The sequence below is a fragment of the Streptomyces sp. NPDC006643 genome, from assembly GCF_042870175.1.
Lineage (GTDB): Bacteria > Actinomycetota > Actinomycetes > Streptomycetales > Streptomycetaceae > Streptomyces.
In genome coordinates, this window is the sequence record NZ_JBIAHA010000020.1 from 189,200 (window position 1) to 210,828 (window position 21,629).

Below are 21,629 nucleotides of genomic sequence, written 5' to 3' on the forward strand. Positions count from 1 at the left end.
TGAGGGTGACCGCCACGTGGAGCGGACGGGACTGGACAGGGCCGAATCCGAACGTTGCGACCCTCGGTCGCCCCGGAGGGTGACCGCCACTTCGATGCCCTTGCGATCACCGGCCGGGACCTCCGGAGTTGCGACCCTCGGTCGCCCCGGAGGGTGACCGCCACTCCTGGACCCGGAAGACTGGCACGGACAGCTCGCGGTGTTGCGACCCTCGGTCGCCCCGGAGGGTGACCGCCACACGGGTGCTGAACCGCGGCTTCAAGGTCGACGCCACCGTTGCGACCCTCGGTCGCCCCGGAGTGGCGGTCGCCCTTCGGGGCGGCCGAGGATCGCAACGTCTCGCACTGCCAGCAGAGCCAGCCTTCGGGTACCGGTGGCGGTCGCCCTTCGGGGCGGCCGAGGATCGCAACATCATGCGACTGTCGTGGTGGGCGGGGGACTGGGTGTGGCGGTCGCCCTTCGGGGCGGCCGAGGATCGCAACACGATCGCGGTGGTCACCCAGACCCGAGCCCCGGCGGTGGCGGTCGCCCTTCGGGGCGGCCGAGGATCGCAACCGTCTCCTCGGCGCCGCACCGCCGGCACCGGTACTGTGGCGGTCGCCCTTCGGGGCGGCCGAGGATCGCAACGACCCGATGCTCGACGTCGGCCTCAACGCGACCGCGTGGCGGTCGCCCTTCGGGGCGGCCGAGGATCGCAACTCGGAGATTGCCTCGCACGTGTACGCGACGCGGAGTGGCGGTCGCCCTTCGGGGCGGCCGAGGATCGCAACCGACACGCTTTGCCTCAAGGAAAGCCATCAACGCCGTGGCGGTCGCCCTTCGGGGCGGCCGAGGATCGCAACCCCGGGGGCAGTTGATACCGCCGACGTCCCCACGAGGGTGGCGGTCGCCCTTCGGGGCGGCCGAGGATCGCAACACCGAGTGCGCCACAACTCGCCCCGACGGCCGGCCCTGTGGCGGTCGCCCTTCGGGGCGACCGAGAATCGCAACCTCGGTGACGAGCGGCGTCGTTAGCTCGGGGCCGAGTGGCGGTCGCCCTTCGAGGCGACCGAGGATCGCAACGCCCCGCTCGGCATGTCGATGGGCAGCGCCGTGGCGTGGCGGTCGCCCTTCGGGGTAGCCGAAGAGCGCAACGCTCTCGGAGGGGACTCGCTGACCTCGATCCGGGCGTGGCGGTCACCCTACGGGGCGGCCGAGGATCGCAACACCGGGGCCCCGTACGGTCCGCCGCCCGGCGCGGCCGTGGCGTTACCCTTCAGGGTGGCCGAGGATCGCAACTTGCACAGCAGGCCGTTGCGGAGCGGGTCGTGGATAGGGGCGGTCGCCCTCCGGGGAGACCGAGGATCGCAACATCGACCGCCGTTGGCCCGTCGCCTGGTGGATGGCCCACGTGGCGGTGGCTTCCTCCGGGCGACCGAGGATCGCAGCCGTGATGGACAGCCTGGACATGCCGGTGGCGGTAGAACAGGCCCCGGTTGATGACGCTGGCATCGACGCAGCGCTTGTATGCCGCCATGACCGGCGACCCGCTCTCGTCCAACCCGAGCAAGTCGATTCGGCCCCCATGAACCGGCCCCGTGCCGTACTCGCTCGCCAGAAAACGGACACCCAGCGGCGTCTCCATGTGCGCCTCGGCAAGGCCCTCCACATCCGCCTCGACCCTCAGCAAGACGCGGCGCGACCTCGGTCACACCGCTCTTCGTCGTGTGGAACAGCTTCAGGCCCGACACCCTACCCCTCCTCGGCTCAGAGAGCATCAACGCCGAGTGGGCACGAGTTTGCTTGCGTGGACCGGCTTCGGAGTCGTGAAAGAAGTGTGCGAATGGGCTCGATCGTGCCCGCTTGCCCTTTCCATAGGCTGGCCCTCGCAGGGCCCCTCCGGGGCCTCGCCGTTGTCCAGCACCAATCCAGCACGGTGCGGGTGACGAGGGGTGACGACAGGTGACGTGGGATCAGATTGTCCAGCACCTATCCAGCACGGGAAAATACTAGGGGCCCGATCCCAGAGGATCAGACCCCTATTTACCTGCATGTTTGCCAGATCAGTGACGTGGTGCTAAGCCACCCGCTACACGTTGAAGCGGGAACTTCACCACAGGCTCATGCCATGAGCGGCACGTTCCCGTGGGCTCGTTGGCGAGAGGCTCGCGTCTGGCACGACAGCCCCACGCCCGCCCCGCGTTGGCCACGTGGCCAACGCGTGACCAACAGCGGTCAGGAACAGGCAGAAACACCCTGATCAGGTCCGATCTAGACGGAAGGCGAGAACCGCCAATCGGACCGTAAACTGCCTAGTCAGAGAGCCCTCACGTCTCTATCAGGCCAGGGGTGGCGGCCCCGGTCGTGCACGAGGCACAGGTGGTTCGCGGTGGAGATCCCGGCGAGTGCGGTGGCTTCCTCCCGCCACCGACCGAAACGTCGCGGTCTGCGCCTTCATGCCGCAACGAAACAGCGGGACGCATGCCTACAGCCGACGGCTCGCCCGCCTCCTCACGAGCTTGAGTGCTTCCCGTACCCCGCGGCGCTACGTGACGAGAAGGGCGGGAGGACTCGGTGCCGGGCTCGCCCTGCAACCGCTCCCAAAGTCCGGGGCGAGCCGGGAGGACGCGTCCTCCCGGGAAGGCCAGCGGCACGCCTCCACCAAGCGGCCAGCGTGCGCATCGGTAGACCAGGTGCCTGAAATCCGGTGACCGCACGTCAACAGCCAGGCACCAGGCTTCGTGAACGAAACCATGCGGCGAAGCCGTCGACGTGGGTGGGCGGCGACGCCCGTACGGGTGATCGAGACACCGCAGGCGAACCGCCGTGGACGCGAGTTCCGTTGGACAGGGCATGGACGATATCGATGTGACGCAAATTCCTGAGCCGGGCCTGGTTGTCCTGGACGTCACCGCTCACGACGAGGCGACCGCGCACGCAGTGATAGCCGTACTCGAACAGACGTGGGCCACCTCCGGCATCACCCCCGTACAACGGGTGCCCGGGGTGCCGGGAGTCCGTGCCCGCGTGCATGCGGACATCCGGCGCCCCGTCACCCCGCCCGATCCCCTCAACTCTCCCTACGGCGCGGGGGCGTAGACAACGGCCGCGTTCTCGCAGGGCCCGTCCGCGAGGACCTTCAGCGCCTCCAGCTCGCGCTTGTCGACACTGAGGTTCCAGCGGAGCTTGGTGGCGACCCACTCCCCCACGTAGCGGCACTGCTGTCCGGTGGCCGGCGGCAGCCAGTCGGCCGGGTCCTTGCCGGCCTTCGACCTGTTGGTGCGCGCGGTCACCGCGACCAGCGACGTTTCCACGTCCTGGTCGTTGGCGTACGCCTCACGGCGCTGCCCGGTCCACGCGGAGGCTCCGGAGTCCCACGCCTCGGCGAGCGGGACCATGTGGTCGATGTCCAGCTTGGCGGGGTCGGTGACCGTCTGCTCGTCGTAATAGCTGAACCACCGCCCGCCGGACAAGGCGCAACTTCCGCTCACCTGAGGGGACTCCAGCGCCTCGGAAAGGAGGACCTCGCTGCGCGTGTGGCACCCGTCAGCCGGATCGAGGCCGACGTTCCAGTGCCGGAAGGACGTGCGCTGACAGCCGTTCCGGCTCTCCACCTCTTCAGGCAGCTGCCCGACAGCGTCCGAGAGCACAAGCACCTCGGCGTGGGCCGGGGTGGCGGAGAGAAGGGGGACGAGGACAGCGGAGAGCGCGAGGCCGCGCAGCAGGTTCTTGATCACAACCGGCAGTGATACCGGCTCCTGGTCGGTCATCGGGCCGATCGGTGTGCCCACTCCCCCGTACGGACGCAGACTTTTACCGCAGAAACGATCAGCTCAGGCGCCGGTGCAGGACCGTGCGCGGCGTGAATCGGATGGCCGTTCTGTCGTGGCGTACGGCAGGTCGTTGGGGAGCGCGTCCTCGCCGAGCAGTGCCTCGGCACAGGGAGTCACCTTCTGACGGAGTGGGCTGTCACACCCCGGCGCTACACTCGTGCGAGGGATCGGAAGTGACGGAACGACAAGCGGGAGGACGGGGTGTCCACAGAGTCCGAGGCGTTCCCCGACGCGATCCAGGTGCGCTCTGATTCTCGAATGCGGTTCTCCAGTACAGATATCAGGATCTCCGGTTCATACGTCAAACAGACGAGGCTGCTCCCTGTATTTGTGGACGAGATGGACCTAACTCCCACTGAGATCCGCATTGCGGAGGGCCTCTACGAAAAATTCTCTCGGAGCTTTTCTGAGCTATTCGAGACATCAATTGCCGAATGCCTCCAGAAGATTGGACGCCTTAACAGGTCGCGTCCCCCAGTTAAGCCACCGAAAGAACGTCTGCGTGAAGCGGCAGAAGCACTGCGCAGTGCACCCATAGGAGATGGGACGCAAAATTTGGTTGCGGAGTTTCTCTCCGCCCTTGCGGAACTTCTTGCCTACAGGGTGAGCTCCCAGCGCCGCAATCTACTTTTGCTCCTCGTGGTTGTGGGTGTGGAACCCCGTGATTGTCCAGTCTGGGTTCCCATCCCACTCGATACATCACCACAGGTCGCACCACGTGGCCCGAACTCTGTCTTCCCCGTGATGATCTACCGGGGCGGGCATCACAGCAGTCGTGCGTTTGGGAGCGCCGTACTGGCTGCCTAGGTGACCCGCCGACCGTTCGAGGTCGGAAGGTTCAGTATCATGTTTTCCCTGCCGGACGCGGCCCCTTGGTGGGCTGTCTTGGGCGTGGCGGCCCTCGCAATCGTTGTCTTCGGTGTTACGCGTTTCGTCCGCGCGGTGTGGCCGCAGTCCTCCGCTCACCGCAAGGAACTGTTGCGAGAGTGGCAGCGACAGCGTGAGCAGGAGCGAGCCCGTAAGCATGAGCAGGATATTGCTCTCCAGCGGAAGGAACTCGACAACCGAGGATGATGGGATCACGGGGCAACGACTGCCTCAGTCCCGCCCTAGCTCTGTCCTGAGATCCTTTCCCGCCTTGACAAAGCGGCACCCGTGGCACAAGACCTGGACGGTGGCCCCCTCATCGCGCTGAGGCAATGCGCGCCCCAGGCTCGCGGTGACCATCCACCCTGAGCCTGAAGAGGGCTCACCCATGGGCGGTTCGCGCCCTTGCACGAAGCGGCGGAACCGCCCCTCCTCCACGAGGTCCCAGAAGCCGAAGTCCTACAGCCTCAAAGACCGCAGATCCCACATGGGTCCCACAAAACACCCGACGTCACGTCAGGAAGGTTTAAAGGCACAGGTAAAAGGGACTGCCCACCGAATACGCCAGGCGCCTTCTAAGCACTAACTCCAAGCGGCAATCCCTCAGCAACCGAGCACCGGGGATATTCCCTGACGGTGGCTCATGGATGTTCTCCCGCATGCCACCACCCACGAGTGGCCGCCGAAGGACTTCCGCTGAGTTCGTGAACCGCAAGGGTGGCCCCCTTGACACCAACGGAAAAACCCATGTGATCGCATGGAATACCAATTCGAAACGACGCGATATCGGACTGACTGACGGCGGGTGTGCTGAGTTGCAGTAGCCCCGAAAGACGACCGCCTCTGAGCGGTCCAGATCCGCTCGCTGGTGCTGATCCCGTTGCGACCCTCGGCCACCCCGAAGGGCAACCGCCACTCCACCCGGCGGGCGGCTTGGGGATGGTGCCTTGGTAGTTGCGATCCTCGGTCGCCCCCAAAGGCGACCGCCACCGGAGTCCCGGCCGGATGCCGCCCGATCGCAGGGATGTTGCGATCCCCGGTCGCCCCGAAGGGTGACCACCACATCGAGGTGGGGCGCACAGCGTTGACGGTGGTGGTGTTGCGATCCTCGGTCACCCCGAAGGGTGACCGCACCACCACAGCGGTGATGATCGGGCTAGTGCGGCCGGTATGGAAGTTGCGATCCTCGGCCGCCCCGAAGGGTGACCGCCACGGGGCATGCTGCCCAGCCCCAACCGCCAGGCGGTGTGGTTGCGATCCTCGGCCGCCCCGAACAGTGACCGCCACCCGGCCGGCCGTCCAGCACAAAGGTCGATGACGGCCTGGCGGTTGCGATCCTCGGTCGCGGCGAAGGGTGACCACCACGATGAAGCCAGCGCCCCATACATCGTTGGCCTCGACCTGTTGCGACCCTCGGTCGAGCCCCGAAGGGTGACCGCCACTGATGCCCGGGCCGGGCCGAGTGTGCCGTGTATGCGTTACGATCCTCGGCCGCCGCAAGGGGTGAACCGCCAGTCGTAGATGCCAGCCATCCGGATGACTCGCGCGGCGTTGCGATCCTCTGCCGCTCAAAAGAGCGACCACAGGCTGGAGACCATCTCGTCAAAGCCCCAACCCTTCCAGTTGCGATCCTCGGCCGCCCCGAAGGGCGACCGACAGTGGGCCCCTGCTGGCCGAGGGTTCCGACGTCGGAGACGTCTTCGTTCTTAGCCACGACGACGAATCGGTCCAGTGCGAACAGAGCTGCACCCAGGTCTTCGGCTTGGGTGCCGTTGCGATCCTCGGCCGCCCCAAAGGGCGAACGCCACCATATTCGACGGTGCCCGCTTCCACCTCCAGACCAAGTTGCGACCCTCGGTCACCTCGGAGGGCGACCGCCACCTCTTCCCCGCCCGCCCGACGCTTGTTCACCTCGAAGTTGTGATCCTCAGACGCCCAGGCTTGCCGTTCTGACACGAGACATTCCCGGAGACCTCGTTGGGATCCTCGGTCGTCGCGGAAGGCGGCCTCCACACCAGCGTCAGCCCCAGCCTTCACCGCGCAAGACAGGTTGCGATTCACGGGCGCCTCCGGAGAGCGACCGCCTTCGTGAGAGGCAGTGGCTCGACTCCTGAGTGGCGAAGAAGTTGCGATCCTCGGCCGCTCTGGATGGCGACCGCCTCGTCGTAATTGCCGGGCATGAAGCCGCACCGGTGGGTGTCACGAACCTCGGCCGCCCTGACGGATGACCGCCATTTATCTTCCATGTTTGGAAACCAGGTGTCTTCGATGTTGCAATCCGAGCGGCCCTGGCAGACAAGTTCAGTCGATGAGCTGCGTCAGGGTCACTCCCGTGGGAATCTTGTCTTTGTCGATGGTGATCCGATTGGTGTAGTCGTCCCAGGACCGTGCCTCGCTGTGGCCGAGAGGCTTGATACGGATCAGGTCGAAGAGCTTGTGGGCAGGGGCGCGTCCGTAGGCGTCGTCGTGGGAGAAGACGTACAGGCCGCGGAGAGCCATTTCGCCGCGGGAGGATGCCCGGTCGTGGTCGAACATCATGGTCAGAGCCTGCCAGTAGGCCGTGAGGTCTTCCGGGGTGACTTTGGCCTTGGCGCCGAGCGCTCCGGAGTAGAAGCCGTGGCCGCGGTAGAGGCCGTAGGGGATGTAGTGCTTGTTGCCCATCTCGGTGACCTTGCCCTTGGCCAGGTCCTCGGGCTTGTTCGGCGCCACTCGGGTAATGCCAGCCTCGAGCGGGGTGACGGTGTCGATGGTGCGAGAGAAGGTGAGCTGCATGGGCCCGCGGGCCCTTCCCGCGTGCTTCTTCTGGTCTCCCACGGACATGACGGCTCCGAAGAGACGCACGTCGTAGAAGTTGCGGATCATCCACTCCTGCGCGGTGGCGGTCTCGCCTTCCTTGGCGCCCCCTACGATGTAGGCGCGCTGGATCTGCGGGTTGAGGGCGACGCCCTCTTCGATGTACATCTCGAAGCCGGGCTGGCCCTGGTGGACGAGGGTGATGGTGTTGCGGATCTTGCGCTTGAGGGCGACGTCGGTGATGAGGCCCTGTCCGGTGATGGGGTCGGTGCGGGGCATGCCGCCGGCGTCGGGGTCACCGTTGGGGTTGCCGTCCTTGACGTCGATCAGGAAGACGTAGTCGTGCTTGCGGGTGGGGTCCAGGTGCGCGTCGGTCATGGTTGTGCTCGGTGTCCTTCCGGGACTGTGGCGTCGTGGTAAACCAACGGCGGCGCTATTAGAGGGTGTTGTCCGGGGAGTCGAGGTCCTTGGCGAAGGCTTCGGGGAGGGCGTCCGCTTCCTGCTCTGCGGCGAGTTCCTTGCCGGCTTCCCTCGCCTTGATGGCTTCTGCCGCAGCGCGTGCGGAGTGAGCTCGCTGGTGGTCGTAGCCGAGGATGAACAGGGCCTGCTGTTCGGTGCTCAGGTGGGCGGGGATGGCATCGAGCAGGTCGAAGGCGTCCCGCAGTCTGCTGTCCATGGCCTTGGCCGCGGGCCCACTGGTGCGGGCGATGGTGCGCAGGTGCGGTCGTGCTCCGATACGGAGCCGGGTGAGGACGGCTCGGGGGGAAACCACCACCGTGCTCAGGTACTTGTCGGTGATGGTGGTGTTGACCTTGGGCATGGCTTTGCGCTGGATCGCTTCGAGCATGGCCATGATCCGTCCGCATACGTAGCCGGGCTCGGTTGACTGGGGGTTCAGCTGGGGCACACAGAGCTCCTTGTGGCGAGTGGTCGTACGGATCAGGGCGAGGCGCAGCAGGGCGATGCGGGGTCGGTCGAGGTGGTGGTCGGCGCGGACACGCTGCAGGAGGACCGGCAGGAGATGGGCCGGTGGCGCGGCGCCGTGGAGGGCGGCTTTGATGAGGTCTGCCTGCAGGTGCTTGGGGATGGTGGTGTCGACGTACTTGTTCTTCCGCTTGTCCCAGCGGGCGCAGGCGAGGGCGAGTCGCCAGACCGACCAGTAGGTGTAGGTGTTGTTCCAGCCGTCCCAGGTCTGCTGGTCGGTGAACCAGGTCCCGAGTCTTTGTTTCAGTTCGGGGACGGGGATGGTGATCCAGTCGGCGACGATGACTCTGTTGGTGTTCACCCGCAGGGTGAGAGCGTGGAAGGCGTTCTCATCGAGGACTGTCAGTGCGTCTCTTCCCCGCCGGGGGTGGCTGACTCCGGCAATGAGTTGGGCCACCTCCTCGGGCTGGGGATCGCGCAGGGTCCACATGGGGGTGTCGGTATCGGGAGCGCGGGTCCACCAGACGATGGCGGAGTCGTCGGCAAAGGCGCGGTGTCCGGGGTCGGCGAGCAGCGTGTTCAGGGCGGTGGCGGACTTGGTGCCGCAATCGACGCAGATGGGAGTGGCACCGAGCTGCTTGGTGCCGGCCCTGAAGTGGGCGGGCTGGTTGAGGCAGACCAGCTGGGTGTTCATCCCAGAATTGGGAATGCCCTTGATGGGAACCGGGAGCGTGGACAGCAACGGCATGACGTGTCCGCACACGAGGCAGAGTCCCTGATTCGCCTCTCCCGCCTTACCGCTCTTCGCCTTCTTGACCTTGTCGGCCCACCAGCTCCTGGCCTCCGCCAGGTTGTGGATCCACTCGCCGTCCACGCTGACGGCGACGAGGTGGTCCTTGTCCATCTCTAGCGGCCACGCGGTCGGCGTCTGGCTGTTGAACCAGGTGGTCACCGCCTGCGCCTGGGGAAGCTGCGGGTGGTCGTTGCACCAGGACGTGACCAAGTCACGAAAGGAGGCGTGCCGGGTCCTCGCCTTGGTGACGTCGGCAGCGTTGGTCGAGAGGACCTTCTCCCCGTCCGGCCAATACGCGAGCCCCGGATGGGCCAGCACGAACTGCGCGGTGTCAGCGAACAGAATCGGTGCCGGCTTGGACCCGGAGCGTCCCGTGTACGGCGCGGTGATCTTTCGCTGTTCCTGGCGGAGGTCGATGACCAGCGGTTCGGCGTTCCCCTTACCCGTGCTGGAGAGATCGATCTGCCACATGACCCGGCGAGCGAGGTAGAACTCGGGGGTATCGCCCGGGCGGCTGTCGGCTTGCTGGACGAGGCTCTGCAGCAGCACGTCAGGCCACCTCTTCCGCCGAGGGGCGTCCCTCGGCTCCGGGCATGCCACTGACCTCGGCGGGGGCGAGCGAGCGGTCGGGCACGTGGAGAACGCCGTGCTTGAGGCCGGCTCGGAACCAGTGGTAGCGCTCTTTGCCCTTCGGGAGGTACTCGATGTGGTGGAGCATCAGCCCGAGCTCGTCGATGGGCGGAATGCCTGCCTGGTCGGCGGCAGTGACCGCGCCAGCTTCCTCAGCCGATCCGCGAGGCCCGAAGAAGGCTGCGAACTCGCGGCAGCCGAAATGGGGCTGTTCGTAGCAGGCGCCGCGTGCGAGCCGTCGGTCGAACTGGTCGCGGTACTTCGGCAGGGGCGCGGTGCACCGGTCGGTGGCGTGGATGGTCGCGTGGATGCGGTAGGCGACGTCGCTCAGCGCGACGGTGACCCGCTGGCCACGGTCCTCGGCGACGTCGTAGCGGTAGCCGTTGTTGGCTCGCAGGCTGTCGTAGGCGTTCTTGGTGATGATCGAGTTGTTGACTTCGTTGCGCCGGAAGCGGGTCCACCTCACCGGCTTGAGCTGCTCGATCCTCTCGACCCGGTAGGTCATCTCCGGCTTCCAGAGGATGGCCTCCAGTAACCCCCTCGCCGCGGAAGGGGTCATGGTCGGATACGAGACCCGCTCGACCTTGAGCTCCGGACGCGTGAAGCAGGCCAACGACCCCCACGCCTCCACCTCTACGTGGAGCGGCCGGTCCGCGCGCTCACCGCGTCGCCGGGTCTGCTGTCTGGTCATGCAACTTCCCCCTCCATGTGCGGCTCGGCCGGTTGTCAGTGCTGCCCGTTACCGTCACGACACTGGCGATCGACCCGGTTTCTCTGCGGCCACCAAAACGCCGCTGTGACCCCAGGTCGACAGATGCCTGATCCGCGAGTCACGTGTCCCAGGAGGGACCGCTAACGAAATGCGGTGACCTGATGAATTCTCGACGGGTTGATGATGAAATGTCAAACTCAGTTGCATATAAGGTAGTTGAAACGATAGGTAGGTCTTTGCCGGTTCCGGAAGGCAGGCTCGTGGCCCACTCGCCGGGCCACCAAGGGGCTTGGCACTGGTATGAAGACCACGCCCGCGGTACGGGCGAGCTGGCCCGTCGGTTCGCAGAGTCGTGGGGTGGCGGTGAACTCGCCTACCGGCTCGGGCGCGACCACGACGCGGGCAAAGGAGCCTGTGCGTGGCAGGAGGGGCTGATCAAGGAGGCAGCCACCGGCCGCAAGGTCAGACGGCCTCCGCACAACGACGCCGGAGCCCTCTTGTTCGCCCGGGCGACCGAGCCTTTTCCCGCTCTGCTGCCCTGCGCCGGTGTGATCCAGGGACACCACACCGGTCTGTCCGCGTGGTCAGAAGTCCGGCTCCGGCTGAAAGCCCTGATGGCCGACTCCAGCGAGGTGGACGAAGCGATCCACCGAGTCGCCGCGGTCATGCCGGAAATCCTGGACGGCTCCCACCCGGGGGCTCCGGACTGGCTCGACCCGCGCGACAGGGTCTCTGTGGAGATGCTGGTCCGCATGACCTACTCGGCCGTGGTCGACGCCGACCGGCTCGACACCACCGCCCACTTCAGACCCGGCACGCACATCCGGCCGCACGTCGGCATGCCGGAACTGTGGGCAAGATACGAGGCCCGCCGCCAGGAGGCCCTCGCTGAACGCCAGCGCTCCAAGGGCGCTTCCTGGCTGGACAAGCTCCGCGAGAACGTCTACCAGGAGGCACTCGAAGCCGCCGCTGGCAAGCCGGGTGTGTACCGGCTGCACCTTCCGACCGGCGCCGGAAAAACATTCACCGGCGGAGGCTTCGCCCTCCGCCATGCCTCCCTCCACGGGCTGCGGCGCGTGATCGTCGCAGTCCCGTTCATCTCGATCACCGAACAGAACGCAGCGGAATACCGAAGCCTCCTGGACCCGGAGCAAGGACCGCCGGTGGTGCTGGAACACCACTCCGCTGTGAACGTCGAAGCTCCACAACGCGCGCCGCAGTCCGCCGTCACCTCGACAAACGCGCGCAAGGGCCAGAAGGCTGGTCAGCCCAACCGGTGGGCGAAACTGGCGACCGAGAACTGGGACGCCCCCTTCATCGTCACCACCACCGTCCGCCTAATCGAAACGATCTTCGGGAACACCCCCTGGGCCACCCGCCGACTTCACCGGCTCGCCAACTCCGTGATCGTCCTCGACGAAGTCCAGGCCCTCCCCGACAGGCTCCTGACCCCGATCCTCTCCGGCCTGCGAGAACTCGTGGAGCACTACGGCGTGACCCTCGTACTGTCCTCAGCGACCCAGCCGGAACTCGCCGCACTCAACCCCTGGCGCTCCGGCCTCCCGCAGCGTGACGTCGTCGCCGACCCCGCGCCACTCTTCGAGCAACTGTGCCGCGTCAGATACGAGTGGCGGACCGGCCCGGAGGTAACCCTCACAAGCATCGCCGCCGAGGCGGTGAAGCACGACCAGGCCCTCGTCGTGGTCAACGGAACCAAGGACGCCAGCCAGGTCCACCGGGTCTGGCAAAGCACGAACCGCGACGAGAACCCAGGCGCCCTGCACCTGTCGACCCGCATGACCGGCGGCCACCGGCGGGAAACCATCCAGAACACGAAGCAACGCCTGGAGAAGGGCCTGGACACTCTCCTCGTGTCCACCTCGCTCATCGAAGCCGGCGTCAACCTCGACTTCCCCCGCGGATACCGCGCCAGATCAACCCCGGAGTCCGAACAGCAGGCCGCTGGACGAGTCAACCGTGAGGGCAAGCGCCCCGCGCAGGACAGCGTCATGACCATCTTCGATCCCCGGGACGGCCTCAACCCGGAGCTCGTCTACAACACGTGCGCCATCGCAGCAGCGTCCCGCCGCTTCGGCGACAGGCTGGCCGCTCCCGACAATCTGAACGCCCTCCGCTCGTATTACCAGCACCGCTACCGTCTCCAGGCAGGACAACACTCCAAGGACCCCAACGGAGCCACCGGAGAAGCCATCGAAGCACTGCGAGCGAAGCTGCACTACCCGGAGGTCGCGCACAGAATGCGCATCATCGACAACGAACACTCCGTAGCCGTGGTCGTCATCCGCCCCCAACTCGAAATAGAGACCCGGCACGCCGCCCAAAAAGCAGTCGCCCAGCTCCGCCACGGCCTGCCGACGCCAACGACCTACCGCACCCTGCAGGAACACATGGCATCCATCCCCGAGCGAGAACTGCAACTGGCGATCAACACCGGCCACGCAATCGAGGTCACCGGTGACCTGCACGAGTGGGTCGGCCCCTACCACCCCCAACGAGGCATCGAACCCCCAGCATGACGATTCAGACCACCACACAACACCCCACCTCTAGGCTTGCGGATCGCAACTCATGGCGCTGGTAGTCCCGCAGGAACGGAACCGAAAATGGCGGTCGCCCTTCGGGGCGGCCGAGGATCGCAACCAGTCCGCGTAGAGGGTTCGGATGTCGGCGCGCTTGTGGCGGTCGCCCTCCGGGGCGACCGAGGATCGCAACATCTCCTCAGGCTGGGGTGATGGACTCGGGTGGCGCCGTGGCGGTCGCCCTCCGGGGCGACCGAGGATCGCAACGGTCTGGTCGGCTACGGCCACGCGGGCGATGCCGTCGTGGCAGTCGCCCTCCGGGGCGACCGAGGATCGCAACTCCAGGGACGCGAGCGACACAGCAGACAATCCCGGGGTGTGGCGGTCGCCCTCTGGGGCGACCGAGGATCGCAACGCCTACGGATTCACCCGCGCCACTGCCGCCCGGCTGTGGCGGTCGTCCTCCGGGGCGACCGAGGATCGCAACGGCTGGTGGTACCTCGGGCGTCCCCTCGACGAGGAGTGGCGGTCGCCCGTCGGGGCGACCGAGGATCGCAACGACACCGGCCGGGCCCGGCACGGGATCACCGCCAGGAGCGGCGGTCGAGGATCGCAATCGCAAGATGCCGCCCGACCTCTCTGGTCGGGACGGGTGGTGGTCGTTCTTCCGGGCAGCCGAGGAGCAACGGTTCCAGCGCCGACGAACCACTTCTGACGCGACAGCGCCCACAGCCGTCCCGATCGTTGGCCACGTGGCAACGCGTGACCAACAGCGGGCAGGAACGGGCAGAAACACCCTGATGGAGCCCGATCTAGACGGAAGGCGAGAACCTTCACTCAGGCCATAAACTGCCTGGTCAGAAGCCCTTCGTGCCTGGGTCCGACCAGGGGTGGCGGCCCCGATCGCGCTCCAGGCGCGGGTAGTCACGAACGCAGTCCCAGATTCTGATTGATCTCCGTCGTCACCTCGGAGAAGTTCATGGTCATGAAGCGCAGACCCGGAGCCTCCTCTCTGATCAGCCGACGGCACATCTCGGTGGCGTGGTCGATACCGAGCGCCCTGACCGCCCTTGGGGTCGTCTTCGTCGCCGAGCATCCGCTCGGCGAGCCCCGGCGGGACGACCACGGTGCTCGGGCTCGCGAATCGGCGCAGCGAGCGGATCGTGGTGATTGGCACGATCTCCGGGATAATCGGCGTCAGGCACCCGTGTATCGAAGCCGACCCGCCACCCCATCACTCTTGGGGCGTGTGCTCGTTGATCGCTCGCGGAACACGGTCGTACCACCGGTGCGCCGTCTGCCCGATCGGAGGACGCATGCCCGCAGCCAACAGCCCGCTCGGCCGTCTCATCAAGAGCCTGGGTGCCGCCCCTGCCCCGCGGCACTACCCGCCGACCAAGCTCGGCCGGCTGTGTGCCGCGCTCGCCATGGAACCGCTCCCGGAACTGGCCCCGCCCGCCGCGACTTCCCGTCGCGGGCGGGCGGGGTGACACTCAGCGGCCCGGTCAGCAGCCGTTGAGGACGGACGACAGCGCGCTCTTCTCCGTCGAGTCGACGGTGAGCCCGTAGTAGTGCTTCACCTGGACCCAGGCGCGGGCGTACGTGCACTTGTAGGCGGTACGCGACGGCCACCAGGTACCAGGGTCCTGGTCGCTCTTGGACTGGTTGACGTTGTCGGTGACCGCCAGCAACTGGGGGCGGGTGCGGTCGTTGGCGAACTGCTCGCGCTTCGACGCGGTCCAGTTGTACGCGCCGGAGTCCCATGCCTCGGCGAGCGGGACAAGATGATCAATGTCGACGTCGGAGGCGGCGGACCAGGTCGCGCCGTCGTACGGCGAGTACCAGCTGCCGCTCGTGGCCGCACAGGACGAGTTCGTGACCACGCCCGTGCCGTCGCGCTTGAGGATCGTCTCTCTGGTGTCACACGCGCCGCTGATCGTGATCCAGTGGCGGAACAGGTCACGGTTGTAGCCGGTGCGCGAGTGCTCCGTCGTCACCGTCAGGGACGACAGGTAGGAGCGGGCAGTGGACGCGGCGATGGGGGTGGGGAGAGCGGCCTGGGCGGGGGTGGTGCTCAGGAGCGTCGCGACCGTGGTGACGGCGGCGATACCGGTGGCGAGTACACCACGGCGGGCGGTGGGGCGCATGAGGATTCTCCCGGGCTTGGGGACGGACATCGCAAGGAGCGCCCCCATCGTGGCGGCCCCGGCTCTATGCGGGTAGACCGCCTGCGTGAAATCCGGGTGACGGCACGTCAACAGGTGAACGTCCGGGCCCTGCACGACCGTGAACGGCAGCGCGCCGCAGAAGTCGCCGACAAGGTAGGAGCGAGCGGCGCCGCCCGTACGGGTGGTTCCGATACCAAGGGCGAACCGTCGGGAGCACGGTGTGCGTCGGGCAGGGCATGGACCGCATCGACGCGACACAAATTCCCGAGCCCGGACTGGTCGTACTTGACGTCACCGCCCCCGACGAGGCGACCGCGCACGCCGTGATGGCACAACTGGAGCGGTTGTGGGCCACCTCCGGCATCACCCCCGTACGACGGGAGCCTGGGGTACCGGGAGTCCGCGCCCGTGTGCATGCGGACATCCGGCGCCCCGGCACCCCGCCCAGTCCCTTCGACTGGACCTACAGCGCAGGGGTGTAGACAACGGCGGTGGTCTCGCACGGCCCGTCGGCGAAGACCTTCAGCGCTTCGAGTTCGCGCTTGTCGACGCTCAGGCCCCACCGCATTTTGGTGGCGACCCACTCCCCCACGTAGCGGCACTGCTGCCCGGTGGCCGGCGGCAGCCAGTCAGTCACATCCTTGTCCGACTTCTGCCGGTTGGTACGCGCCGTCACCGCAACCAGCGAGCCCTCCGCGCCTTGGTCATTCGCGTACGCCTCACGCCGCGCCGGGGACCACGCGGAGGCGCCGGAGTCCCACGCCTCGGCGAGCGGGACCATGTGGTCGATGTCGAGCTTGCCGGGGTCGGTGACCGTCTGCTCGTCGTAGTACGAGAACCACCGCCCGCCGGTCAGGGCGCAGTTCGCGCCCACCTGGGGGGAGTCCAGCGCCTCGGCGAGGAGGACCTCGTTGCGGGTGTTGCACCCGTCGTCCAGGTCAAGGCCGGTGTTCCAGTGCCGGAAGCTGGTGCGTTGGTAACCGTTCCGGCTCTCCACCGCCTCGGGCAGCTGCCCGACAGCGTCCGAGAGCATCAGGACCTCGGCGTGGGCCGGGGTGGCGGAGAGAAGAGGAACGAGGACGACAGCGGAGGCGGACAGCGCGAGGCCGCGCAACAGGTTCTTGATCACAAACCGCAGTGATACCGGCTCCCCGCCGCCCGTCGGGCCGATCTCCATACCCGCTCCCCCGTACGGACGAAGATTTTCACCGCAGAAACGTCAACTCACATCGCCCCAGGGCCTCTACGCGTTCCCGTGGAGCGGATGGCTCGCGGACTGCTCCCGGCATGACCGCCCCGGTCCGGATTCGTCGACATGATGTGCGGGCGCCGGCGCCTGAGAAGGCTTCTTGGGGCGAGCCCTTCGTGACGATCAGCACGGCCGATGCGATCACGACATCGCTTTCAAGGAGATCCGAACGGGAGGTAGGCCAGGTGTCGCAGCGCTGAAGCGACTTTCAGCTCCGCTTGGTACGCCGTCCATCGCTCGGGGAGCAGGTCCCCGCTGTGGCGAGTGATGGCGTCTCGTGCAGCTGACCTCGAATCAGCTGGCAGTGGTCAACACCGTGGACCGCGCACCGGGGAATCGTCGCGTGCGCTGGATCCGGAACGACCGAAGTCATCGCCCGACGGGTGGTGAAGTTACTCCGACTGCCTGGCGTGGAGCTGCCGGCACGTTGCCTTCGCGTTCACCGACCGGGCGGTCGGAGAACTGGACCGGCACATCGTCTCCCGCTTGCGAGTGGAACTGGGAGATGTCCGTGGACTGGCCGAGCTCTTCGTCGACACGATGCGTGGCTGCGCCTTGAGAGGCAGGCTCAGCGGCTTTGGGCGTTGTCCCACGCTCTGAGGATCTCCGGGGGAACGCGCCCTCGGGACGGTACGTCGTACCCGTTTTCACGAGCCCACGCGCGGACGGCGGCGGTGTCGACGGGGGCGGAGGCAAGACGGTCGTAGGGCTGGGGTTTCAGGAGAACGGGATGTGAGGGCGTGAACGTGGGGGGAACGTCGAGCAGGCTGTGCGGGAACTGGGGTACGTGTGTCTCGCCGGTGAGGACGGACAGGAGGAAGCTGGTAACGGTTCCGTCGTAGGTGAACCAGCGGGGCCCGCGGGCCTCGTTGACCGCGATCCGCCAGCGGCTGCTGTCGGTGACGGGATCGGTGATCCAGAAAAGGTACTCGCCGTTGCCGGTCACACCGCAGGCGAAGAGGTGGTCGGGGTCGTAGGGCACGGGGTGTGTGCCGCGGTCGTAGTCCGTGCGTAGTTGGGCCCGGATTCGCGCGGGCATGGGGCCGATAAGGTTGACGTACTCGGTGGGTCCGTGGGGATGGTAAAGGGTGAGGTAGTCGGAGAAGTATCCGGGCCCGTACCGGTCGGCGAGGGCCTTGTAGTCGTCAGGCAGGGGCATTCCGAGCGTGGCCTCGATTCCGTTCCAGTCGATGTACATCGCCGGATTCGGGGGAGGACACAGCCGGACAAGGGCCTCAAGATCAGTCATTCATTCCCAGTCTGCGTCGATTCTGCTGCGCTGCGTGTTCAGGGTTGGCGAAGTTGGTGTCCATGAAGTATCCACCGGATCCGTCGGCGGCCATGAAGACGCGTGAGGGCACCGAAGTCGCCGTGTCGTCGGTGTACTCAAGAAAGACGCTGTACTGGACGGTCTGGCCCGGGACACCGTTGGCGGGATCCCCCATGACCGCGTTGTAGATGTCCTGCTCCAGATCCCGCATGAGGGGGCTGTTGGTGGGGTTCTGCGTGATGGTGAAGAGGTTGTCCAGGTCGTCGCCCGTGCCTCCGAGCATCCGGGCGAGCATGTGTCCACGGGCCTGGTTGTAGAGGTTCCCGTCGATAAAGCCCGGCGGCCTGTGACGCTGGTTGGCCTCGGTGCCTTCATCAAGCATGTCGCGGGTGATCGTGGCGTGCATCTCGAAGGGGCGACCGTGCTCGTCCCGGACGAAGACGACCCTGCCGCCCCAGGTGTGGTCCGGTGAGCACCCGGCCAGACCCAGAGGGTCCGCCATGACGAACGGGTTGCTGACGTAGGCGTACTGGTGCGGGGCAGGTGCCAGGCCGAGCGGGTCCGGGCTGATATAGCGCCCGCTGTCCGGATCGTAGTAGCGCTGGACGTTGTAGTGGAGCCCCGTCTCCGGGTCGAAGTACTGCCCGGGGTGGCGGAGCGGGGTGTAGGCGGTGGCGTTGCTGTTCCACTGCGTCGTGCCCCAGGTCGTGGTGCGCGCACGCCAGGGGATGGATCCGTCGGGGGCCAGCATGTACTGCGGGCCGCCGGTGAGGTCGGTGACGATGGCGAAAAACCGCCGGTCGATCTCGCGCTGGTCGTCGCCGTCGGAGCCACCGTACGACTCCGCCTCGCTCCGAGTCTTCACCTCTCGCTGAGCCAGGGGCCGCAGACCGAGGTAGTCCCATACGAGGATGGTGTCACCGGCCCGTTGTTCCGCCAGTTGTGGTCCGTCCCAGCTGAAGTGCACCGATTCGATGACCGTGCCGTCAGCATGGTGGTGGACCTTGGCGATCCTGCGGTTGAGGCCGTCGTAGACATAACGCCAGAGGGTGCCGTCAGGAGTACTGACCTGGATCAGACGGTCTGCGGCGTCCCAGTCGAACGTCCATGTCAGCCGTTTGCCACTCAGTGAGCGGCTGCTCCGTTCAACGAGCCGTCCCTGCTCGTCGTGGGTGTGGTGACGTCGGCCGGCGCGGGTCAACAGGGTGCCGTCGTAGTGACGTTCACCCGCCGTGTCCTGTACAGGTGCGGATCGTGCACTGACATCGGACGTCACTTGGTCGCCCGCGCTGTTGTAGGTGTACTTCTCGCTCCAGCCTCGTGCCTGCACACCGGTGATACGGCCGCCCGCATCCAGCGTGAAGGTACGGCGGCCGGTGATGTTGTCGTCGATGGCGACGGGTGTGCCGTCGGGCTGGTAGGTGAAGGCCCTGGCGAGAACCTCGGCGTCCGCCGTCTCTATGCTGTGCTCCGTGAGCCGGCCTACCGGATTCCAGGACTGCCGCATCACCAGGGAATCGTCGAGGGTCCTGGTGGTCTCCCTGCCCAGGGAGTCACGCTCGAAGCTGAAGGCATGGTCCCCGACGCCGTAGCCGGTCAATCCCTCCGGGCCGTAGTGAAGGCTGCTCTCGGCACCGGAAGGGGTACGCCGCCAAACACGCCGACCCTGCGCGTCGTAGCTGTAGCGGAAGGTCTGCCCGTTCACCGTCTCCGATATGAGGCGGCCGGTGACGTCGGACTCGCGCGTGATCCGGGCGTCTGGGCTGACGATCTCCTGGACGGTGCCGCTGGAGGCATAGGCGAAAGCGGCGAGGGTGCTGCCCTCGTGGGTGACCCGCTCCACGCGGCCGAGGATGTCGCGTTCGTACTCCAACACCTGCCCTGCCGCGTTGCGCCGAGCGGCCAGACGACCCACGGCGTCGTACGTGTAGGTCATCGAGCGACCGTCGAAGTCCCTCTCCTCGACGAGCAGGCCGGCCAGGTCGTAGACGTATGTCCACGAAGCACCTTCGGAGTTGGTGACCTGCGTCAAACGCAACTCGGTGTCATGGGTGAAGGCGTAGGAGGTTTCGTCCGCACTGGTTTCGAGGGGCAGGTCGAAGTGGGTGTAGGAGTGGGCTCTGACCCGCCCCATCCGGTCGGTGTACCGCAGAAGGTTCCCTTCACCGTCCCAGGTCCACTCCTCCCGGCTCCCGTCGGGCAGTTCGCGCCATGCCGGTTTCCCCTCGACCGTCCACTCCTGGTGGACGGAGCCGCCGAGGGCGTCGGCGACGCCGGTCACACGGCCGAAGGGATCACGGGTGCAGACGGCTTCGGCACCGTTGACCGCGGTGATCGTTACGGGCAGGCCCGCCTCGTTGTTCCGGACGCGGATCGGGTCGCCCGCCGGGGGACGGATCTCGACGACACCGCCCGCGCTGTCGTACCGGTACTCCGTCGTTGCCCCGAGAGGACTGACCACGGCCGTGCGATTGCCGCGCGCGTCGTACACGTACCGGTATCGGGCGCCTCCTCGCTCGACCACCTCGACTGGGAGTCCGAGGTCGTTGTACGTGGCCCAGGTCCGCTCCCCGTCCGGGGCGGTCATCGCTATGACGTTGCCGAAGGCGTCGCGTTCCAGTTCCGTTGTCTGCCCGAGCGGATCGGTTGCCACGACGAGCCGGTCGTAGGCGTCGAAGACGTACTGGCTGGTGTTCCCCAGAGGGCCGGTCTCCGCCACGACCTGCCGACGGTCGTTGAGACGGTAGATGGTGGTGGCGCCCTGGGAGTTGGTGAAGCGGGTGACACCGCCACCAGATTCCGGATCCGTCTCGTAGGCGAAAGTGCTGGAGAGGTATCCGTCAGGGCCGACGGTACGGGAGACACGTCCTGCGGTGTCGTAGCGGTACTGGTAGGTGGAGTTGTTGCGGTCGGTCCAGGAGGTGACTCGGGCGTCGGCGTCGTAGGTGAAACGCAACGGGACGCCGGAGGAGTTGGTGACCGCGTTGAGGTTGCCGTCGGGGTCGTAGCCGTAGGTCATGACGGTGACCGGACCATCGGGAGTGCGCAGGACCGTGGAGCGTACGCGGCTGTCGCCGGTCGTGAGGGTGACGTGGTAGCCGCCGTCGTGGACGACACCGGTGGGGGCGCCGTCAGGGCGGCGACGGATGGTGATGCCGTTGCCATGCCGGTCCTCGATCTCCGTCAGCCAGTGCGCCTTCGACGTACGGTACGGGCTCCCGGTGAACCTCCGGACCAAGCCTGACCGCAGGTCCGTCACCGCGTACGTGGTCACGTCGTCGGCAAGGCCACCGTGCGTCAGGGGCAGGCGGTCACCTTCCAGCGGAAGAACACCCTCACGGTCGCCGGGAGCGGGCAGACGCGGGTAGATGAGGACCGAGCCGTCCTCGCGCGCCAGGAGCGCGCCGCGACCGCGGTTGTCGAGTTCGATCCGCTCGTCGAGAGTGGAGGCCCAACTACGGCCGAACCAGTACCCGTACCGGTACCCCGACAGATGCGTACGCCGCAGGACGAGCGGAAGTATGCCGGGAAGAGCAAGATCCGTCTGAGGCAGCACCATCTCACCGGTGACAACGTCGACCGGGTCGGTGGCGCAGGTCTTCTTCTCCAGCGAGACCGCGTTGCCGCGGGCATCGTTCGTCGCTCCGTCAAGGGACGCCGGCTTCATGCGGGTGTCGTCGGGATGTTTGCGGGCAGGACCCCCGGAGTCGCCGCGCCGGTCGCCCAGGTCGCCGTCGTCCCGATGACCGCCGCCGTTGATCTTCTTGAGGCGGTCGTCGATGTCCAGGTCGGTGTTCTTGTGGGTCTTGGAACTGAGGCCGATGGCGTCGGGCAGTTCCTTCCCGAGGTGCTTGCCGATGTGGTTGTGGCC

13 protein-coding genes, 1 pseudogene and 2 CRISPR repeat arrays are annotated in these 21,629 nt (G+C 66.8%); of the genes and pseudogenes, 4 read left to right on the forward strand and 10 right to left on the reverse strand.

What is annotated here, in order from left to right:
• Nucleotides 1–53: 53 nt before the first annotated feature.
• A CRISPR array of direct repeats spans nucleotides 54–1,428; the repeat unit is 37 nt; unit sequence GTGGCGGTCGCCCTTCGGGGCGGCCGAGGATCGCAAC.
• Nucleotides 1,429–1,459: 31 nt separating this feature from the next.
• Nucleotides 1,460–1,730 (reverse strand): annotated as a pseudogene (locus ACFYNU_RS26625) (transporter); the annotation flags it as partial.
• 1,102 nt (nucleotides 1,731–2,832) lie between these two features.
• Here ACFYNU_RS26625 and ACFYNU_RS26630 point away from each other — a divergent pair.
• Nucleotides 2,833–3,078: a DUF6207 family protein gene (locus ACFYNU_RS26630; RefSeq protein ID WP_388767403.1), complete on the forward strand. Its 246-nt coding sequence runs from the start codon at nucleotides 2,833–2,835 to the stop codon at nucleotides 3,076–3,078.
• Here the strand turns inward: ACFYNU_RS26630 and ACFYNU_RS26635 are convergent.
• The 4 genes from ACFYNU_RS26635 to cas5c all read right to left on the reverse strand — a co-directional run bounded on the left by ACFYNU_RS26635 (nucleotide 3,060) and on the right by cas5c (nucleotide 10,510).
• The gene (locus tag ACFYNU_RS26635) at nucleotides 3,060–3,716 is read right to left on the reverse strand and encodes an HNH endonuclease family protein (RefSeq protein ID WP_356593825.1); all 657 of its coding nucleotides are present in this window, start codon (nucleotides 3,714–3,716) and stop codon (nucleotides 3,060–3,062) included. The two genes, ACFYNU_RS26630 and ACFYNU_RS26635, sit on opposite strands and share 19 nt — an antisense overlap.
• Nucleotides 3,717–6,980: 3,264 nt before the next feature.
• On the reverse strand, nucleotides 6,981–7,850 hold the full coding sequence (gene cas7c / locus ACFYNU_RS26640) for a type I-C CRISPR-associated protein Cas7/Csd2 (RefSeq protein ID WP_356593625.1): 870 nt from the start codon (nucleotides 7,848–7,850) through the stop codon (nucleotides 6,981–6,983).
• A 58-nt stretch (nucleotides 7,851–7,908) separates the two neighbouring features.
• Nucleotides 7,909–9,738 (reverse strand): type I-C CRISPR-associated protein Cas8c/Csd1, encoded by a 1,830-nt coding sequence (cas8c, locus tag ACFYNU_RS26645; RefSeq protein WP_356593623.1) that lies wholly within the window; start codon nucleotides 9,736–9,738, stop codon nucleotides 7,909–7,911.
• Between the two features lies 1 nt (nucleotide 9,739).
• Complete coding sequence (gene cas5c / locus ACFYNU_RS26650) at nucleotides 9,740–10,510, reverse strand: type I-C CRISPR-associated protein Cas5c (protein ID WP_356593621.1); 771 nt, start codon at nucleotides 10,508–10,510, stop codon at nucleotides 9,740–9,742.
• A 281-nt stretch (nucleotides 10,511–10,791) separates the two neighbouring features.
• Between cas5c and ACFYNU_RS26655 the strand changes: the two genes are divergently transcribed.
• A complete protein-coding gene (locus ACFYNU_RS26655; protein ID WP_356593619.1) occupies nucleotides 10,792–13,068 on the forward strand; it encodes a CRISPR-associated endonuclease Cas3'' in 2,277 nt (758 codons plus the stop codon).
• A gap of 93 nt (nucleotides 13,069–13,161) precedes the next feature.
• Nucleotides 13,162–13,688: a CRISPR direct-repeat array (repeat unit 21 nt; unit sequence GGGGCGACCGAGGATCGCAAC).
• A gap of 307 nt (nucleotides 13,689–13,995) precedes the next feature.
• Here the strand turns inward: ACFYNU_RS26655 and ACFYNU_RS26660 are convergent.
• A complete protein-coding gene (locus ACFYNU_RS26660) occupies nucleotides 13,996–14,103 on the reverse strand; it encodes a hypothetical protein (RefSeq protein WP_356593617.1) in 108 nt (35 codons plus the stop codon).
• Nucleotides 14,104–14,387: 284 nt separating this feature from the next.
• Here ACFYNU_RS26660 and ACFYNU_RS26665 point away from each other — a divergent pair, with 284 nt between their 5' ends.
• A complete protein-coding gene (locus tag ACFYNU_RS26665) occupies nucleotides 14,388–14,561 on the forward strand; it encodes a hypothetical protein (RefSeq protein ID WP_356593615.1) in 174 nt (57 codons plus the stop codon).
• A gap of 15 nt (nucleotides 14,562–14,576) precedes the next feature.
• Here ACFYNU_RS26665 and ACFYNU_RS26670 read toward each other — a convergent pair whose 3' ends face one another.
• Nucleotides 14,577–15,218, reverse strand: a complete 642-nt coding sequence (locus ACFYNU_RS26670) for an HNH endonuclease family protein (protein ID WP_356593613.1) — start codon at nucleotides 15,216–15,218, stop codon at nucleotides 14,577–14,579.
• Between the two features lie 239 nt (nucleotides 15,219–15,457).
• Here ACFYNU_RS26670 and ACFYNU_RS26675 point away from each other — a divergent pair, with 239 nt between their 5' ends.
• Nucleotides 15,458–15,721 carry a DUF6207 family protein gene (locus ACFYNU_RS26675; RefSeq protein ID WP_388767408.1) on the forward strand — a complete coding sequence of 88 codons (264 nt, stop codon included), beginning with the start codon at nucleotides 15,458–15,460 and terminating at the stop codon, nucleotides 15,719–15,721.
• Here ACFYNU_RS26675 and ACFYNU_RS26680 read toward each other — a convergent pair.
• The 3 genes from ACFYNU_RS26680 to ACFYNU_RS26690 form a co-directional block, all read right to left on the reverse strand.
• Nucleotides 15,703–16,416 carry an HNH endonuclease family protein gene (locus ACFYNU_RS26680; RefSeq protein ID WP_356593609.1) on the reverse strand — a complete coding sequence of 238 codons (714 nt, stop codon included), beginning with the start codon at nucleotides 16,414–16,416 and terminating at the stop codon, nucleotides 15,703–15,705. The genes ACFYNU_RS26675 and ACFYNU_RS26680 overlap by 19 nt on opposite strands.
• Before the next feature lie 640 nt (nucleotides 16,417–17,056).
• Nucleotides 17,057–17,737, reverse strand: a complete 681-nt coding sequence (locus tag ACFYNU_RS26685) for a histone-like nucleoid-structuring protein Lsr2 (protein WP_356593607.1) — start codon at nucleotides 17,735–17,737, stop codon at nucleotides 17,057–17,059.
• The coding region (locus ACFYNU_RS26690) for a DUF6531 domain-containing protein (protein ID WP_356593606.1) at nucleotides 17,730–21,629 on the reverse strand (3,900 nt) is incomplete at its 5' end. The genes ACFYNU_RS26685 and ACFYNU_RS26690, both read right to left, overlap by 8 nt.